Raw genomic sequence first — 15083 nt, forward strand, 5'->3', positions numbered from 1 at the left:
CAGGGGCAAAGTGGGCGCACGGCGGCGATAAAACGGTCGGCAAGAAAGGAAAGCCGCGCCACCGGTGGCGGATTGCGATACGAAATCCCCCGTGCGTTGACGGTCCGCCTCCCCCGGCTTATATTGTGAAGAATTTCACAAGCCTGGGCGGCGGCGGGAGCGCCGCCCGCGGGGTCGTGTCCATCGGGCTGCATGAAAAAGATTTCCGAGTCGGCGGTGCGCCGGCTTTCGCTGTACCTGCGCCTGCTGCAGGAGGCCGACGCCGCCGGCGCCGAGACCATCTCCAGCGGCGAGCTGGCGGACCGGGGCGGCACCACCAGCGCCCAGGTGCGCAAGGACCTGTCGCTGTTCGGATCGTTCGGAAAGCGGGGGCTGGGGTACTCGGTGCACGAGCTGCTGTCGCGCATCCGCAGCATCCTGGGGCTGCAGCGCCCGTGGCGCGTGGCGCTGGTGGGCGCGGGCAAGCTGGGCTCGGCGCTGTTCAGCTACCGCGACTTCGAGACGCGGGGCTTCGACATCCGCGCCGTGTTCGACCGCGACCCGAACAAGGTGGGCTCCGAGCTGGGCGGGCTTACCATTATGGCGGACGAGGCCATGGAGGCCACGGTGCGGGGCCTGGAGATCGACATGGCCATCCTGGCCGTGCCCGCCGACGCGGCGCAGCAGGTGGTCGATCGGCTGGTGAAGGCCGGCGTGCGCGGCATCCTGAACTTCGCGCCGGCGCGCCTGAAGGTGCCGCGCGGGGTGGCGCTGAAGAACGTGGACGTGACGCTGGAGCTGGAAGGGCTGGCTTTCGCCGTGAGCAACCGGTAGGAACGGCGGAACGGAGGAACGGCAGGGAACAGGGAATAGGGAATAGGGAATAGCCCGCAACGGCACACGGCCGGCCTCCTTTCGACGAGGCCGGCCGTTTCGTTCTGGATCAATCCTCATCCGCAAGATTCTCGCGGGGTGATGCATCCGTGCGCGGATTCCGATTTCCGCGCGTGGGGTACTCTGCTGCCTCTGCTCCCTCCGCGTGAGACAATCCGTTCCGCCCACCCGTGCACGATGTGCGGAATCGCTCGTTTGGGGACTGGCGCGTCCGGCCTCCGTTGCCCGAAAATGGCGGTCTGGCTATACTCTTTGGTCTATGAGCGATATGAATCAGCAGTCCAGGCGCCCCCTGGTGCGCGTTACGTCGGAGATCGGCCGTCTGCGCACGGTCATCTGCCACACGCCCGGCCCGGAGCTTCTCGCGGTCACGCCCAGCAACCGCGAGCAGTACCTGTACGACGACATCATCGACCTTGACCAGGCACGGCGCGAGCACCAGCGCTTTCGCGCCATCCTGTCGCGCTTTGCCGAGGTGCTGGACGTCCGCGACCTGCTGGGCGACATCATCGACGAGCCGGAGGTGCGCAAGTACCTGGTGGGGCGGGTGATGGAGGTGGCCTCGTCGGAGCCGCTGGGCGGCGAGCTGTTCGAGATGCCCGGCGACGCGCTGGTGTCGCGCTTCATCGAGGGCAAGGAGGCGCCGCAGGGGCCCGTGAGCAAGCTGCTGCACAAGGTGAGCTACGAGCTGCCGCCCCTGCCCAACCTGTTCTTTACCCGCGACGCCGCCATGGTGGTGAACGAGGGGGTCATCATCGGCGCCATGCGCTACGCCGTGCGCTGGACGGAAGAGCTGCTGATGAAGGCGCTCTTCCTGTATCACCCCCTGCTGGGCAACGGCGGCTTCATCTACGACGGCACCGAGGAGCTGCGCAGCGACTACACCATCGAGGGCGGCGACGTGCTCATCCTGCGCCCCGACCTGGCCATGGTGGGGCTGTCGGAGCGCAGCAGCCCGGCGGCCATCGAGGGGCTGGTGGAGGGCCTCAAGGAAAAGGCGGGCATCGACCACGTGCTGCTCGTGGTGCTTCCCACGGAAAGCCCGGCCATCCACCTGGACATGATCTTTACCATGGTGGACCGCACGCACTGCGTGGTGTATCCGCCCTACTTCTTTGGCCCGTCGCGACTTCCCGTGCTGCACTACCGGCCCGGCGACGCGGGGGTCAAGGCGTACGACGACGTGTTCTCGGCCCTCAAGCAGGTGGGGATGGAGATGCAGCCCATCTGGTGCGGCGGGCAGCACCCCACGCGCCAGGAGCGCGAGCAGTGGTCGAGCGGGTGCAACTTCGTGGCGGTGCGGCCGGGCGTGGTGCTGGGCTACTCGCGCAACGAGGGGACCATGCGCGAGCTGCAGCAGGAGGCGGGGTACCGGATCGTGGACGCCATCGACTTCCTTACCGGCAAGGACCAGGTGCGCGACGGCGACAAGGCGGTGATCGCCTTTGACGGCGCGGAGCTGGTGCGGGGCGGCGGCGGCGGCCGGTGCATGACCATGCCCGTTTGCCGGGACGACATCTGGTGAGCCAGCTGGTGCTTTCGCTGGAGGGCGTTCGCCTGGAGCGCGACGGTTCGCTGACGGACCGCGCGCTGCGTGTGCTTTCCGCCGAATCGCTGCCGTCCGTGGACGTCGCGCAGCGCGTGCTGGGGATCACCGGCGGGGGCGGCGCCGCGGCGTCGGCCGTGTTTACGCTGCTGGGCGGCGACCCGCGCTTTTGCGTGGACGCGCAGGGCGTGTGGTCCGTCGCGCCCCCGCCGTCCGCCGAGGAGCCGGCGATCGTCCGGCCGCTGCGCGAGGAAAGCTTCGTGGTCGTGGACGTGGAGACCACGGGCGGCTCGCCCTGGCGCGGCCACCGTGTGACCGAGGTGGCCGCGGTGCGCGTGCGCGGCGGGCGCATCGAGGACACGTACAGCACGCTCATCAACCCCGAGCGGCCCATCCCGGCCATGATCACCAGCCTTACGGGGATCACGCAGGGGATGGTGGCGGACCAGCCGCGGTTCGCGCAGGTGGCGCCGCAGGTGTCCGCCGCGCTGGAGGGGAGCGTGTTCGTGGCGCACAACGCGGCCTTCGACTGGCGCTTCATGTGCCACGAGATGAGCCTGGCCACGGGGATGACGCTCAGCGGGCGCCAGCTGTGCACCGTCCGCCTCTCCCGCAAGCTGCTGCCGCAGCTGCCGTCGCGCTCGCTGGACGGGCTGGCGCTCTACTTTGGCGTGGGCATCGAATCCCGCCACCGCGCGCTGGACGACGCGGTGGCGACGGCCAGGGTGCTGCTGCGGCTGATCGACATGCTGGAGGACCAGGGAGTGGGGCACTGGGAGGCGTTGCAGCAGATGCTGAAGAAGCGAAAGGCGCGCAAGCCACGCAAGCGCAAGGCGTTGCCGCAGTCGATGGAGGCCGCGTGAGCCGCAACCCCGACAGCATGCACGCACCGCCGCGCGTCCAGACGCGCCGGCTGGGCGACTTTACCCTCCACGCGCTGGAGGCGGGGACGCAGCGGCTGGACGGCGGCGCCATGTTCGGCGTGGTGCCCAAGCCGTTGTGGGAAAAGCGGATCCCGGCGGACGAGCGCAACCGCATTCCGCTCGGCCTCCGCTGCCTTCTGGTGGAGACGGCGGACCAGCTGGTGCTGATCGAGACGGGACTGGGGAACAAGGAGAACGACAAGTTCCGCGACATCTACGGCGTGGACAATGCATCGTCCGATCCCCGCTATCCCGACCGGCTGCAGCAGCTGATCGCGGAAGCCGGGTTCCGCGCGGAGGACGTCGGCGTCGTCATCGACACGCACCTGCACTTTGACCACGCGGGAGGCAACACCTTTCGCGATGCCGAGGGACAGGTGCGCGTCTCGTTTCCCAACGCGCGCTACCACGTGCAGCGCGGCGAGTGGGAGTGGGCGCACCGGACCAGCGAGCGCACGTCGGCCAGCTACCTGCCGGACAACTACGTGCCGGTGATGGAGGCGGGCCAGCTGGAGCTCGTCGATGGCGACGTGGAGATCGTCCCCGGCATCTCGGTGATGCGCACCCCCGGCCACTGCCCGCACCACCAGTCCGTGCTCGTGCGCAGCGGGGGCCAGACGGCGTGTTTTCTGGCGGACGTCATCCCCACCTTTGCCCATCTTCCGCTTCCGTGGATCATGGGCTACGACGTGGAGCCGCTGGTGACGCTGGAGAGCAAGCGCGCGCTGCTGCGCCGCGCGACCGACGAGCGCTGGCTGCTGGTGAGCACGCACGACCCGTTCACTGCCTGGGGGTACGCGGCGGCGGACGGCAAGGGCGTGCGGCTGGAGGAGTAAGGGGTACGAGAGTACGAAGGTACGGAAGGGAAGTACGAGAGTACGGAGTACGAAAGTACGTTGGATCGAAAGCCATCTTCAATCACCTTGAGGAGCAGATGATCGATATCGCCCGAGACCCCCGGACCACGCCCGTGATCGTGAGCGCGGTGCGCACGCCCATCGGCAAGTACCTGGGCGCGCTCTCCACGCTCTCCGCGCCCGACCTGGGCGCCATCGCGATTCGCGAGGCGGTGAGCCGCGCCGGCATCAACGTCGCCGACGTGGCCGAGGTCATCATGGGGAACGTGGTGCAGGGCGGCGTGGGGCAGGCCCCCGCGCGCCAGGCCACCATCAAGAGCGGGCTGCCCAACACCGTCAGCGCGCTCACCATCAACAAGGTGTGCGGCAGCGGCCTCAAGGCCGTGATGCTGGCCGCGCAGTCCATCCGCGCCGGCGACAGCCAGGTGGTGATCGCGGGCGGACAGGAGTCGATGTCGAATGCACCCTTCTACGTCTACGGCTACCGCAACGGCGTAAAGTTCGGCGACCAGACCATGGTGGACGGGCTGATCCGCGACGGGCTGTGGTGCTCGTTCTGCGAGGTGCACATGGGCGGGCATGCGGAGTACACGGCCAACAAGGCCGGCATCACCCGCGAGATGGCCGACCAGTTCAGCGTGCAGTCGCACCAGAAGGCGGTGGCGGCGGCGGCGGCCGGCAAGTTCAAGGAAGAGATCGTCCCCGTGGAGATCGCCGGCCGCAAGGGCTCGGTGATCGTCGACGCGGACGAGGGTCCGCGCGGAGACTCTTCGATGGAGTCGCTGGGCAAGCTGAAGCCCGCCTTTCGCGAGCACGCGCCCAGGGAAGTCACCGATCCCGTCGTCACCGCCGGCAACGCGTCCTCGATGAACGACGGCGCGTCCGCCGTGATCGTCGTCAGCGAGGAGTACGCGCGCGCCAACGGGCTGGAGATCCTGGCCCGCATCGCCGCCTACTCCACGGGCGCGGTGGAGCCCAAGGAACTGTTCTTCGCCCCGATCGAGGCGGTGAAGAAGCTGATGAAGAAGCAGGGCAGCCAGATCAGCGACTACGACCTGATCGAGGCCAACGAGGCGTTCGCCGTGCAGGCGCTGGCCGACGGCGCCGGGCTGGGCTGGGACTGGGACCGCGTGAACGTCAATGGTGGCGCGGTCGCGCTGGGCCACCCGATCGGCGCGTCGGGCGCGCGGGTGCTGACCACGCTGCTGCACGCCATGAAGGACCGCGACGCGGAGACCGGCCTGGCCACGCTCTGCCTGGGCGGCGGCGACGCCGTGGCGCTCTCGGTGGAGCGGGTGTAAGCCACGCGGCGATGTGTCCGCGCCGCACGTCGCGGCGCGGATCTCCGGATGCAACCGGAGCAGTTCGATCCCACGAACTACGGTGACGACGTAGAAGGTGGGGGGGAGGTGGTGGTCCGGGCCCGGACAGTGACGGACACCTCCGTGGTGAACGTCCTCCCGCACGACAGCAGGCGAAGGCCCGGAACTGAGGGCCGTTTTGACCGTTCGCGCGGCGGATCGCCGATCCGCCGCGGGAGGCGGGCTCCGCGCCGCGGCGCATGGAGTCCGTGAATCATCCAACGCACTTACGGAACGCATGACTACGCTTCGCAAGCCGCTTCCGGGGGCCCGCACCGCCGGGCTCGCTCCCTCGCACACCACGCGGCGCGTGATCGCCGTGGCCGCCTTTGCCGCGCTGACGGCGGCCGGGGCCAAGGTGGCGGTGATGATCCCCGGCACCCCGGTTCCCTTCACCTTCCAGCCGATGTTCGTGCTGCTGGCGGGCGCGCTGCTGGGCGCACGCCTGGGCGCCGCCAGCCAGGCGCTGTACCTGGCCGCCGGCATCGCCGGGCTGCCGGTGTTCGTGGCCGGCGGCGGCGCGGCGTACCTGCTGGGGCCCACGGGCGGCTACCTGATGGCGTACCCGCTGGCCGCGTTCCTGGCCGGCGCCTTTGCGCACCGCGGCCTGGCCCGCGCGCTGGGCGGGCTGCTGCTGGGGCTGGCCACCATCTACGCGGGCGGCCTGGCCTGGCTGGCCGTCGTGGGCGACGTGAACGCGGCGGTGGCGCTGGGGCTGCGGCCGTTCGTGATGATGGACCTGGTGAAGGTGGGGATCGCGCTGGCCATCGTGGCCCGCGTCGGGCGGCGGTCGCGGGCGTTCTTCGCCTGACGTGACGGTGCGGGACGCCGCCCCGCGCGCCGGCCATCGCCGGATCCTCTACGGCCCCTACGGGCTGCGGTCGGGGTGGCGCATCCTGGCGTTCCTGCTGCTGAACGCCGGGGCGGCGACGGTCGCCGTGACCCTGGCCGTGGCGCTGGGGGCGCCGCGCGACAGCACCACCAGCTTTGCGGTCATGCTGGGGGCCGCGCTGCTGGCGGGCTGGGGGATGCTTGTGTACGTGGACCGGCGGCCCGCGGGGGCGCTGGGTTTTGCGCTGGAGCCCGCCGCCGCCCGCGATTCCGCCGCCGGCCTGGGCGTGGGCGCGGCGATGCTGGCGGGCGCGGTGGCGGTGCTCGCGATGGCCAGTATGGCGCGATGGGTTGCCGACGAAGGCACCGTGCCCGAATATGTCGCCGCAATCGCGTCCTCGTTCGCATTTCTGGCGGTCGCCGCGGCGGCGGAAGAGGCGCTGTTCCGCGGCTACGCGTTCCAGGCGCTGGTCCAGGGGATCGGCGTCTGGCCCGCCGTTCTGGGGACGTCGGCGCTGTTCGCGATGATGCATGGCAACAACCCCAACGTCACGCCGGTGGCCCTCGCCAACATCTTCCTGGCCGGGGTTATGCTGGCGGTGGCGTACCTGCGCACGCGCTCCCTGTGGTTTGCCACGGGGGTGCACCTGGGATGGAACTGGACCATGGCGTCGCTGCTGGACTTTCCCGTGAGCGGCATCGTGATGGACGTGCCGCTGTACACGGGGCGCGAGACGGGGCCTGACTGGATGACGGGCGGCGCCTTTGGTCCCGAGGCGGGGCTGGCCGCCAGCCTGACCATCGTCCTGGGCACCGCGTGGATGTGGCGGACCAAGTGGCTGGGCGAGTCGCCCCGGATGCGGGCGGTGCGGCCGCTGGTGGACGACCGCATCGGCCAGGCGCGCCCGTGAGCCCGGCGCTCCGCTTCTGGGGAAGCGCCGCTGCGGCCTCCATCGGCTTCCCCGCGCTGGTGCCGCTGCTCATCGCCGTGGCGGACCCCGTAGAGGACCACCGCTTCGTGTGGCTGCTGACGGTGTTCACGGCGGGGGTGATGCTGTCGCTCTTTGGCCTGGCGGCGCTCATCAGCGGCCGCCGCTCCGTGGGCCTGCGCGACGTGATCGAGGCCAAAGGCGTGGTGAACGCGTTGCGGCGGGTGGAGCAGGACCGCTCGGAAAGCCCGCCGTACACGTCCAACGCGGCGGTGTGGTGCATCGTCACCGGCACGCTGCTGTTCGTCGTCTATCTTGCGCTGTGGACGGTCCTGGGATGACGGCGTGCCGGGCGGTGATCTGCCCTGGATCACTCGACACTGGATACTGGGCACCTGAACCTGATCTCTCGTGGGACAGGCGTGCTGACCTATTGACCAGAGACTGAACGAAATGCCGGAGATCAAGCGGGTCGCGGTGGTGGGGGCGGGGACCATGGGCAACGGCATCGTGCACGTGTTCGCCCAGACCGGCTACGACGTGACGATGGTGGACGTGCGCGAAGAGGCGCTGCAGGGCGCGCTCAAGACCATCGGCGGCAACATGGACCGGCAGATCAAGAAGGGCACGCTGGCCGAAGCGGACCGCGACGCCGCGCTGGGCCGCATCCGCACCGCCACCGACCTGTCCGCCGTCGCCGACGCGGACCTGGTGGTCGAGGCCGCCACGGAGAACCGCGACCTCAAGTTCAAGATCTTCGAGGAGATGGACCGGCACGCGCCGGCGCACGCCATCCTGGCCAGCAACACGTCGTCCATCTCCATCACCGAGATCGCCGGGCGCACCAGCCGGGCGGACAAGGTGATCGGGATGCACTTCATGAATCCCGTCCCCGTGATGAAGCTGGTGGAGATCATCCGCGGGCTGGCGACGTCGGACGAGACCACGCGCATTGTGGTGGAAACGTCGGAAAAGCTGGGCAAGACGGTGGCCGAGGCGCAGGACTTTCCGGGTTTCGTGGCCAACCGCATCCTGATGCCGATGATCAACGAGGCCGTGTTCTGCCTGATGGAGGGCGTGGCCACCCGCGAGGACATCGACACGGTGATGAAGCTGGGGATGAACCACCCCATGGGCCCGCTGGCGCTGGCGGACCTGATCGGGCTGGATACCTGCCTGGCCATCATGGACGTGCTGCACGAGGGCTTTGGCGACAAGTACCGCCCGTGCCCCCTGCTGCGGAAGTACGTCGCCGCGGGCAAGCTGGGCCGCAAGACGGGCGAGGGGTTCTACGATTACCGCAGTGCGTGAGTGGGTGAGTGCGTTAGTGCGGGAGTGAGGATTTCCCGCGCTGCGGGGTGCGAGAGCGGCTGAAGCCGCCGCAACGGGAGCGGAAAGCCCGCAAACTGCGCGGGGCTGCGCGTCCGCCGGCGATGGTGCGGCTTCAAACGACCTCGTTTGCGCAACGGCGGGTGTTGTGAGGCGCATTGCACCGTCGGCTGGGAATCCGCGCAGGCGGATTTTGTGATGTTCCAGCCGCGGTTTCAACCGCCGGGACGGTGCCGGACGGAGTCGCTGAACCTGAATGAAGTGGAACGATGCAGACGACGTGTGGCGAGTGCGGCGGCTCCATGCAGCCGGGCTACCTGATGGACCGGGCGGATCACTCCGTCCCCATGCAGGGCGCCTGGATCGAAGGCGAGCCGGAGATGGCCAAGTTCCTGGGGATGAACGCGGGGCTGAAGATCAAGGATCGCGCGCGCTACGACGTGATCACCCTGCGCTGCGAGCGCTGCGGCCTGCTCAAGTCGTACGCCCGCCCCGAGGACCGGTGCGGCTGATCCGGACGCGACGATGAACCACGCGGGGCGCGGCATTTTCGCACTCCCGCACTTTCGCACTCTCGCACTTTGCGGTTGATGACCGAGGAACAGCAGCAGATCCGCGACCTGGCGCGCGAGTTCGCCGAGAACGAGCTGCGGCCCCACGCCGAGGAGTGGGACCGCGAGGCGCACTTTCCCCGCGAGATCATTGGGAAGCTGGGAGAGCTGGGCTTTCTGGGAATGCTGCTCCCCGAGCGGTACGACGGGCTGGCGCTGGACACCCTGGCCTACGTGGTGGCGCTGGAGGAGATCGCGCGCGGCGACGCCTCGGTGGCCGTGGCCATGAGCGTCCACAACTCGCTCCCCACGCAGATGATCCTGGCCCACGGCACCGACGCGCAGAAGGAGCGGTGGCTGGGGCCCATGGCGCGCGGGGAGATGCTGGGCGCCTTTTCGCTCTCGGAGCCCGACGCCGGCTCCGACGCCGCCGGGATGGCCGCCACCGCCCGCAAGACGGACGGGGGATGGATTTTGAACGGCGCCAAGGCCTGGGTCACCAACGGCGGCTTTGGCGATGTCGTCGTCACCATGGTGCGCACCGACGCGGCCGACGACCGCCGCGGCGCCAAGGGGATCGGCGCCTTCATCGTCCCGACGGATACCGAAGGGTACTCGGTCGGGAAGAAGGAGGACAAGATGGGGCAGCGGGCCTCGGAAACCGTGGGTATCGCCTTTCACGAGATGTTCGTCCCCGACGACCAGCTGCTGGGTGATCCGTCGCAGGGGTTCATCTACGCCCTGCAGGGGCTGGACAACGGGCGGATGGGGATCGCCGCGCTGGCCATCGGCGTGGCGCAGGCGGCGCTGGAGCACTCGCTGGCCTACGCCGACGAGCGCAAGCAGTTCGGCAATCCCATCCGCGCCTTTCAGGGAATGCAGTTCAAGCTGGCCAACATGGCCACCCGCATCGAGGCCGCCCGCGCGCTGCTGCACCGAGCCGCCGCCGCCAAGGACGCGGGCGAGCCGGTGAGCAAGCTGTCGTCCATGGCCAAGCTGTTCGCCAGCGAGGCGGCCATGTACGTGACCACCGAGGCCATCCAGGTGTTCGGCGGCTACGGCTACGTAAAGGAGTATCCGGTGGAGCGGCTGTTCCGCGACGCCAAGGTCACCGAGATCTACGAGGGGACCAGCGAGATCCAGCGTACGGTGATCGCGCGCGAGCTGTACCGGTAGGCCGCCGGAGGAGCAGGCCACAATCGAGCTTCGCGGGCCGCCGGTCCGCGCACCCGCAGGCACCACTTACGATTGAACGGGCATGGAACTGTTTTCTGTGATCGCCGAGCACGACCACGAGCAGGTCGTCTTCTGCCACGAGCCGTCCTGCGGCTACAAGGGGATCATCGCCATCCACAACACCGTGCTGGGACCGGCGCTGGGCGGCACGCGGTACTGGAACTACAACAATGACCAGGAGGCGTTCGTCGACGCGCTGCGCCTGGCGCGGGGGATGACGTACAAGGCCTCGGTGGCGGGGCTCAACCTGGGCGGCGGCAAGTCCGTCATCGTGGGCGATCCCAAGCGCACCAACCGCGAAGAGATCTTTCGCGCGCACGGCCGCTTTGTCGAAACGCTCAAGGGCCGCTACATCACCGCCGAAGACGTGGGCACCTCGGTGGACGACATGGAGTTCGTGGCCATGGAGACGGAGTCCGTCGCCGGCCGCGCCCAGGCTTCGGGCGACCCGTCGCCGGTGACGGCGTACGGCACCTACCGCGGCATCAAGGCGGCCGCGATGGCCAAATACGGCAGCGACAGCCTCAGCGGCAAGACGGTCACCGTTCAGGGCGTGGGCCACGTGGGCTACTACCTGTGCCAGAACCTGGCGTCCGAGGGCGCGCGGTTGGTGGTGACCGACATCGACCAGGAGCGCGTGCAGCGCGTGGTGCACGACTTTGGCGCCACCGCCGTGGGCACGGACGAGATCTACGGTGTGGAGGCCGACATCTACGCCCCCAGCGCGCTGGGGGCCACGGTGAACGACGACACCCTCCCGGTCCTCAAGGTCGACATCGTGGCCGGCGCCGCCAACAACGTGCTGGCCGAGGCACGCCACGGCGACGAGCTGCACCGCCGCGGCATCCTGTACGCCCCCGACTACGTGATCAACGCCGGCGGCCTGATCAACGTCTACGGCGAGCTGCACGGCTGGGCGTCGGAGCGCGCCATGCGCAAGGCGGGCGACATCTACAACACCCTGCTGCGCATCTTCGAGCTGTCGGAGAACGAGGGCGTGCCCACCTACGTGGCCGCCGACCGCATCGCCGAGCAGCGCATCAGCGCCGTCGGCAAGATCCAGCAGACCTGGGTCTGATCGAACGGTCTCCACGGATGCAAAAGGAGCGGGCCGGCAGCGATGCCGGCCCGTTTTCTTTGAATCCACCTCCATCGGCCTGTGCTCACCGCTGGCCTGTCCAGAGCGCATGTATTCGGGGATGTAATGGCACGTCCGAGGCGATTATCTTTCGACGCAAGCGGACCTGCACCCCAAGGCGGCCATGGCGACACGAGACGTTCCCGTCGAGCTGTTCTACGATCCCGAAGGCCTGGATCCCGCGCCCCAACGGCTACGCGCGCAGCGTAGCTGCGGACGCCGCTGGTGGGATTGGAGAAGCCTCCGGTTCGACACGGGTTTGAAGTTGATCGCCCGTTCCAAGCGACTCGTCCCGGGGCGCGAGCCTCCCTTCAAGCTGTACTACGATGTGCGGGAGCTTGAAGCGGACGCACCACGGCTGCGGATCAGCAAGCGCGCGGGTTTCTGGGAGTTGAGGGATGGCCAGGGCGCGCTGCTCGGCAGCCACGTCCGGCTTCCCGATGCCATCGACGCGGCGCGGTGTCGATCGGAGGTTTGCTTCAGCGAGATTCTGGTGATGGGGTCCAACGGGCGGTCCGAGTGGTCGGTCCGCCACAACCCGGAACTGGTGGAAATCGCGCGAGTGGTGGCGCCGCCGGCCGTGTTTGAACGGGAGGCGGCGGATTGACGCCCAGGCACGCCGTGTACGACACGAACGTCATCATCCGCCACGGGATGGCCGACGTGCCCGGTCTAGTCTCGGCCGTGGTGCTGCAGGAGCTCACGGCCGGCGCACAGGATACGGCCGACGTTCGCCGCCTCGGGACGATGCGTACCGCCGCGGAAGAGGGTGGCGTGCTTCTCACGCCGGACGGCGAGGACTGGTACCAGGCGGGGAAGGTGCTGAACGCCCTTCACCGCGGCCTTCGCTCGCACCGCGGCGGGCACACGACCGCGATTCCGAAAGAGGAGCAGCACCGGCTGCTGCGCGACGTCCTGATCGCACGGTCGGCCAGGCGGGTGAACGCACCCGTGGTCACCTACGACAGGGCCGATTTCGAGAAGATCCGGCGGTTCTGCAACGTGCGGCTGGAAGATCCGGAAATCTTTCTGTAACCGCTACTTGGGCGCGTGGCGAAAGTTGACGAGGACCACCTCGGCGGAGCCTTCGTCGCGCAGCTCTTCGCAGTTGGAGTAGTTGGCGTCCAGCCAGGGCGACACGCCTTCGAGCGTGCCGTTCTCGTCGCCCGCCGCCTGGTGGGCCGTCCAGCGCGCCTCTTCGGCGTCGGCGGCGCGCACCACGAAGCCGAAGGCGCGGTCGTAGGGCGGCTGCCACGGGTCCTTGCCTTCCACACACCACCAGAGCCGGTCGCTCCTGGGGGACAGCCTCCACAACGCCATCGGTTCTCCGTCTGCGGGTGCACGTGCGTTCCTGCGCCCCAACCTACGCGCTCGGCCGCCGCGGCGGGAGGGTTGCGGCATGGCGCGCGCGCGGCGCGGGGTGTAATCTGCAAGGAACACCGTGCACCCCGTTCCCAGCCGATCCGCATGAAGCGCATCCTGTTCGCCGCCGCCCTTTTCCTGCTTGCAGGCTGCTCGGGAGAGCCGCTTTCCCAGGCGGAGTTCTTTGACATCTCCCGGCAGATCCTGCGTTTCGCGGAGCAGGACGCCCGGCAGAACCAGCCCGGCCGCGTGGCCGACGGGCCCCTGTACGTGAACCTGAATTCGTTCCGCGCCGCGGCGCTCAAGGTCACGGGCGACTCGGTGACCGAAGACAGCATGTCTCGCGTGCTGGGCGAGCCCACGCAGGCCGTGCAGGAGCAGGTGCTGCTGTGCGACTCGGAGTCGGGGATCGGCGGGTGCTGGGTGCGCAAGTTCGGCATCTGGGTGAACCTGAACCTGGTGCGGCAGGCGGGCGACGAGCTTACGGCCCACGTGCGCAGCGCCAGCACCGACCGCCGGCGGCTGCCCAGCGACCACTGCAACCGCGTGTGGACGCTGGAGTTCCGCAAGGAGGGCACGCAGTGGCGGATGGCGGAGCAACGCCTGCGCCGTGACTGCCGCGAAGAGGACGAGGCGTGATCCGCACCGTCCCTGTGGCCCGGTAGAGCCGCAGATCGGGTTCAAACACACGCGGAGGACGCGCCGGGGCTGACCCCCGCGCGTCCTTCGCGTTTTCCGCACTTCACGGCTCGGCCGGTCCGGGTGGGGGACGGGTGCGAGGGCATCCGCCGGATCGCACCCCATGAGTAAACAGAATAAACACCTGCCCCCCTAAAAAAGCGCCGCGTCCCGCCGGCGTTTCCGTTGCTCCCGAACCGTCCGCACTACTCCGGCGCAGGGGCCCGCGCAAGCGCGGCGAGCTCCGCGAGCTGTTCGGTCACCCTCCGGTCCGCGTGCCGCGGCGGCTGCGAGGCGTGCAGGCGGGTGGCCTGGTCCATCCGGATCCAGTCCCTGAGCTTGGCCGCGGCCCGCGCCAGCTCCAGCAGGGTGCGGGCGTGGTCTTCACGGGCGCCGGGGCGGTTGATGAGCGACCACGAGTTGCTCCATGCCTCCTCGTACAGCCGCCGCTCGCCGGTTCCGGCCGCGGCGCGGGCCAGTACGCCCAGGGTGAATGCGCGCTCGCCGGGGCTGGTGCGGGAGACCAGCAGCTTCTGCAGCATGGGGATGGCCCGGCCGTAGCTTTCGCGCGTGACCCACAGGTACGCGATGTCGTGCAGCAGCTCGGCAAGGCGCGGGTGGCCACGTCCGTACGCGCGCATGGCGGCGCGGGCGTAGCGCTCGGCGTCGTCCAGCTCGCTGGCCTCCATCGCCAGGAGAAACAGGCCGTGCAGCGCGGCCCCGCGCACCGCCAGCAGCCCGTGGCGGCGGCCGGCGCGCATGGCCTGCGTGTAGAAGCGGCGGGCGCTGCCGTGCATGTCGCGGCGGGCGTACAGCACGCCCATGTCCACGTACGCCTGCGCGTAGCTCTGCCAGTCCTTGCCGCGCCGCGCCAGCCCGATGCAGCGGCGCAGCCAGGTCTCGGCGCGGGCGTGGCGCCCCCATCCCAGCGCCAGGCTCCCCACGCGGTACGCGGGCGCCGCCTGCTCGGGCGAGGCGAGCGCGGAGGCCTGCGCGAAGGCCAGCGCGGTGCCGTTGGCTCCCCGTTCCTGCGCCCAGCGCGAGATCTCGATACACACGTCCGTCACGGTCTCGGGGCTCACGCTGCCCGGGGTGCCCACGACGGCCACCAGGCCGGTGAGCGACACCTCCAGCGGGATCTCGACGCCGGCGCCGCGCAGCTGCTCCAGGCGCTTGTCGGCGGCGTCGGGGGTGAACAGGCCCTCGCGCCGCTCGGGCTCCACGCACGCCCACAGCGTCACGTCGCGCAGGGAGTTCCACAGCAGCAGGCCCACGTCGCCTCTGTGCTCCAGCAGGATCTGCGACGCTTCCAGGGTTTCGTCGGGCTCGCGCAGGATGGCGGGCGGAATGCACCAGCGCCGCGAAGCGTTACGGCGCCGTCCACGCGCTCGGGAGGTACTTCTTGTTGCGTGTCCATGCATGGCCGGGGCTCCAGGGTGGATCGCCGGTCCCGGGCGCGCCACCCACAG

Annotated in this window: 18 protein-coding genes; 15 read left to right on the top strand and 3 right to left on the bottom strand. The window is 69.4% G+C overall.

The features are described 5' to 3' along the window. Positions 1–194, bottom strand: a 194-nt coding sequence (locus ACOJUJ_RS00230; protein ID WP_420124826.1) for a hypothetical protein, incomplete at its 3' end; no start/stop codon positions are given. Between ACOJUJ_RS00230 and ACOJUJ_RS00235 the strand changes: the two genes are divergently transcribed. From ACOJUJ_RS00235 to ACOJUJ_RS00300, 14 genes are all read left to right on the top strand, one after another. Continuing rightward, positions 193–813, top strand: coding sequence for a redox-sensing transcriptional repressor Rex (locus tag ACOJUJ_RS00235; RefSeq protein ID WP_420124827.1), 621 nt, complete (start codon positions 193–195; stop codon positions 811–813). The two genes, ACOJUJ_RS00230 and ACOJUJ_RS00235, sit on opposite strands and share 2 nt — an antisense overlap. 319 nt (positions 814–1132) lie before the next feature. After that, positions 1133–2398 (top strand): arginine deiminase family protein, encoded by a 1266-nt coding sequence (locus ACOJUJ_RS00240; RefSeq protein ID WP_420124828.1) that lies wholly within the window; start codon positions 1133–1135, stop codon positions 2396–2398. Then, positions 2395–3282 carry a PolC-type DNA polymerase III gene (locus tag ACOJUJ_RS00245; protein WP_420124829.1) on the top strand — a complete coding sequence of 296 codons (888 nt, stop codon included), beginning with the start codon at positions 2395–2397 and terminating at the stop codon, positions 3280–3282. Before ACOJUJ_RS00240 ends, ACOJUJ_RS00245 begins: the two co-directional genes overlap by 4 nt. Continuing rightward, positions 3279–4178 (top strand): MBL fold metallo-hydrolase, encoded by a 900-nt coding sequence (locus ACOJUJ_RS00250; RefSeq protein WP_420124830.1) that lies wholly within the window; start codon positions 3279–3281, stop codon positions 4176–4178. Before ACOJUJ_RS00245 ends, ACOJUJ_RS00250 begins: the two co-directional genes overlap by 4 nt. 98 nt (positions 4179–4276) lie before the next feature. Continuing rightward, positions 4277–5500, top strand: coding sequence for an acetyl-CoA C-acetyltransferase (locus tag ACOJUJ_RS00255; RefSeq protein WP_420124831.1), 1224 nt, complete (start codon positions 4277–4279; stop codon positions 5498–5500). Between the two features lie 298 nt (positions 5501–5798). Continuing rightward, positions 5799–6371, top strand: a complete 573-nt coding sequence (locus tag ACOJUJ_RS00260; RefSeq protein WP_420124832.1) for a biotin transporter BioY — start codon at positions 5799–5801, stop codon at positions 6369–6371. Between the two features lie 7 nt (positions 6372–6378). Next, positions 6379–7302 (top strand): CPBP family intramembrane glutamic endopeptidase, encoded by a 924-nt coding sequence (locus ACOJUJ_RS00265; RefSeq protein WP_420124833.1) that lies wholly within the window; start codon positions 6379–6381, stop codon positions 7300–7302. Further along, positions 7299–7661, top strand: a complete 363-nt coding sequence (locus ACOJUJ_RS00270) for a hypothetical protein (protein WP_420124834.1) — start codon at positions 7299–7301, stop codon at positions 7659–7661. Before ACOJUJ_RS00265 ends, ACOJUJ_RS00270 begins: the two co-directional genes overlap by 4 nt. Positions 7662–7773: 112 nt before the next feature. Continuing rightward, a complete protein-coding gene (locus tag ACOJUJ_RS00275; RefSeq protein WP_420124835.1) occupies positions 7774–8631 on the top strand; it encodes a 3-hydroxybutyryl-CoA dehydrogenase in 858 nt (285 codons plus the stop codon). Between the two features lie 287 nt (positions 8632–8918). After that, complete coding sequence (locus tag ACOJUJ_RS00280; RefSeq protein ID WP_420124836.1) at positions 8919–9161, top strand: hypothetical protein; 243 nt, start codon at positions 8919–8921, stop codon at positions 9159–9161. Positions 9162–9239: 78 nt separating this feature from the next. Then, entirely contained in the window at positions 9240–10376 is a 1137-nt protein-coding gene (locus ACOJUJ_RS00285) for an acyl-CoA dehydrogenase family protein (protein WP_420124837.1), read from the top strand. 82 nt (positions 10377–10458) lie between these two features. Further along, the gene (locus ACOJUJ_RS00290) at positions 10459–11514 is read left to right on the top strand and encodes a Glu/Leu/Phe/Val dehydrogenase dimerization domain-containing protein (protein WP_420124838.1); all 1056 of its coding nucleotides are present in this window, start codon (positions 10459–10461) and stop codon (positions 11512–11514) included. Between the two features lie 184 nt (positions 11515–11698). Then, on the top strand, positions 11699–12181 hold the full coding sequence (locus tag ACOJUJ_RS00295) for a hypothetical protein (RefSeq protein ID WP_420124839.1): 483 nt from the start codon (positions 11699–11701) through the stop codon (positions 12179–12181). Then, positions 12178–12609, top strand: coding sequence for a type II toxin-antitoxin system VapC family toxin (locus tag ACOJUJ_RS00300; protein WP_420124840.1), 432 nt, complete (start codon positions 12178–12180; stop codon positions 12607–12609). The genes ACOJUJ_RS00295 and ACOJUJ_RS00300 overlap by 4 nt, the downstream gene beginning before the upstream one ends. Before the next feature lie 3 nt (positions 12610–12612). Here ACOJUJ_RS00300 and ACOJUJ_RS00305 read toward each other — a convergent pair whose 3' ends face one another. Next, a complete protein-coding gene (locus ACOJUJ_RS00305) occupies positions 12613–12894 on the bottom strand; it encodes a hypothetical protein (protein ID WP_420124841.1) in 282 nt (93 codons plus the stop codon). A 147-nt stretch (positions 12895–13041) separates the two neighbouring features. On the opposite strand from ACOJUJ_RS00305, the gene ACOJUJ_RS00310 reads away from it, so the two are divergent. Next, positions 13042–13575, top strand: coding sequence for a hypothetical protein (locus tag ACOJUJ_RS00310; protein WP_420124842.1), 534 nt, complete (start codon positions 13042–13044; stop codon positions 13573–13575). 245 nt (positions 13576–13820) lie between these two features. On the opposite strand, the gene ACOJUJ_RS00315 is transcribed toward ACOJUJ_RS00310, so the two are convergent. Next, the gene (locus ACOJUJ_RS00315) at positions 13821–15035 is read right to left on the bottom strand and encodes a tetratricopeptide repeat protein (protein ID WP_420124843.1); all 1215 of its coding nucleotides are present in this window, start codon (positions 15033–15035) and stop codon (positions 13821–13823) included. Between the last annotated feature and the right edge of the window lie 48 nt (positions 15036–15083).

The sequence above is a fragment of the Longimicrobium sp. genome (assembly GCF_048594345.1).
Classification (GTDB): domain Bacteria; phylum Gemmatimonadota; class Gemmatimonadetes; order Longimicrobiales; family Longimicrobiaceae; genus Longimicrobium.

What these genes read in the sequence shown, in the direction of transcription:
- ACOJUJ_RS00235 (WP_420124827.1), top strand. Translation starts at nt 193, where the DNA reads ATGAAAAAGATTTCCGAGTCGGCGGTGCGCCGGCTTTCGCTGTACCTG.
- ACOJUJ_RS00240 (WP_420124828.1), top strand. Translation starts at nt 1,133, where the DNA reads ATGAGCGATATGAATCAGCAGTCCAGGCGCCCCCTGGTGCGCGTTACG.
- ACOJUJ_RS00255 (WP_420124831.1), top strand. Translation starts at nt 4,277, where the DNA reads ATGATCGATATCGCCCGAGACCCCCGGACCACGCCCGTGATCGTGAGC.
- ACOJUJ_RS00260 (WP_420124832.1), top strand. Translation starts at nt 5,799, where the DNA reads ATGACTACGCTTCGCAAGCCGCTTCCGGGGGCCCGCACCGCCGGGCTC.
- ACOJUJ_RS00275 (WP_420124835.1), top strand. Translation starts at nt 7,774, where the DNA reads ATGCCGGAGATCAAGCGGGTCGCGGTGGTGGGGGCGGGGACCATGGGC.
- ACOJUJ_RS00280 (WP_420124836.1), top strand. Translation starts at nt 8,919, where the DNA reads ATGCAGACGACGTGTGGCGAGTGCGGCGGCTCCATGCAGCCGGGCTAC.
- ACOJUJ_RS00285 (WP_420124837.1), top strand. Translation starts at nt 9,240, where the DNA reads ATGACCGAGGAACAGCAGCAGATCCGCGACCTGGCGCGCGAGTTCGCC.
- ACOJUJ_RS00290 (WP_420124838.1), top strand. Translation starts at nt 10,459, where the DNA reads ATGGAACTGTTTTCTGTGATCGCCGAGCACGACCACGAGCAGGTCGTC.
- ACOJUJ_RS00295 (WP_420124839.1), top strand. Translation starts at nt 11,699, where the DNA reads ATGGCGACACGAGACGTTCCCGTCGAGCTGTTCTACGATCCCGAAGGC.
- ACOJUJ_RS00305 (WP_420124841.1), bottom strand. Translation starts at nt 12,894, where the DNA reads ATGGCGTTGTGGAGGCTGTCCCCCAGGAGCGACCGGCTCTGGTGGTGT.
- ACOJUJ_RS00310 (WP_420124842.1), top strand. Translation starts at nt 13,042, where the DNA reads ATGAAGCGCATCCTGTTCGCCGCCGCCCTTTTCCTGCTTGCAGGCTGC.
- ACOJUJ_RS00315 (WP_420124843.1), bottom strand. Translation starts at nt 15,035, where the DNA reads ATGCATGGACACGCAACAAGAAGTACCTCCCGAGCGCGTGGACGGCGC.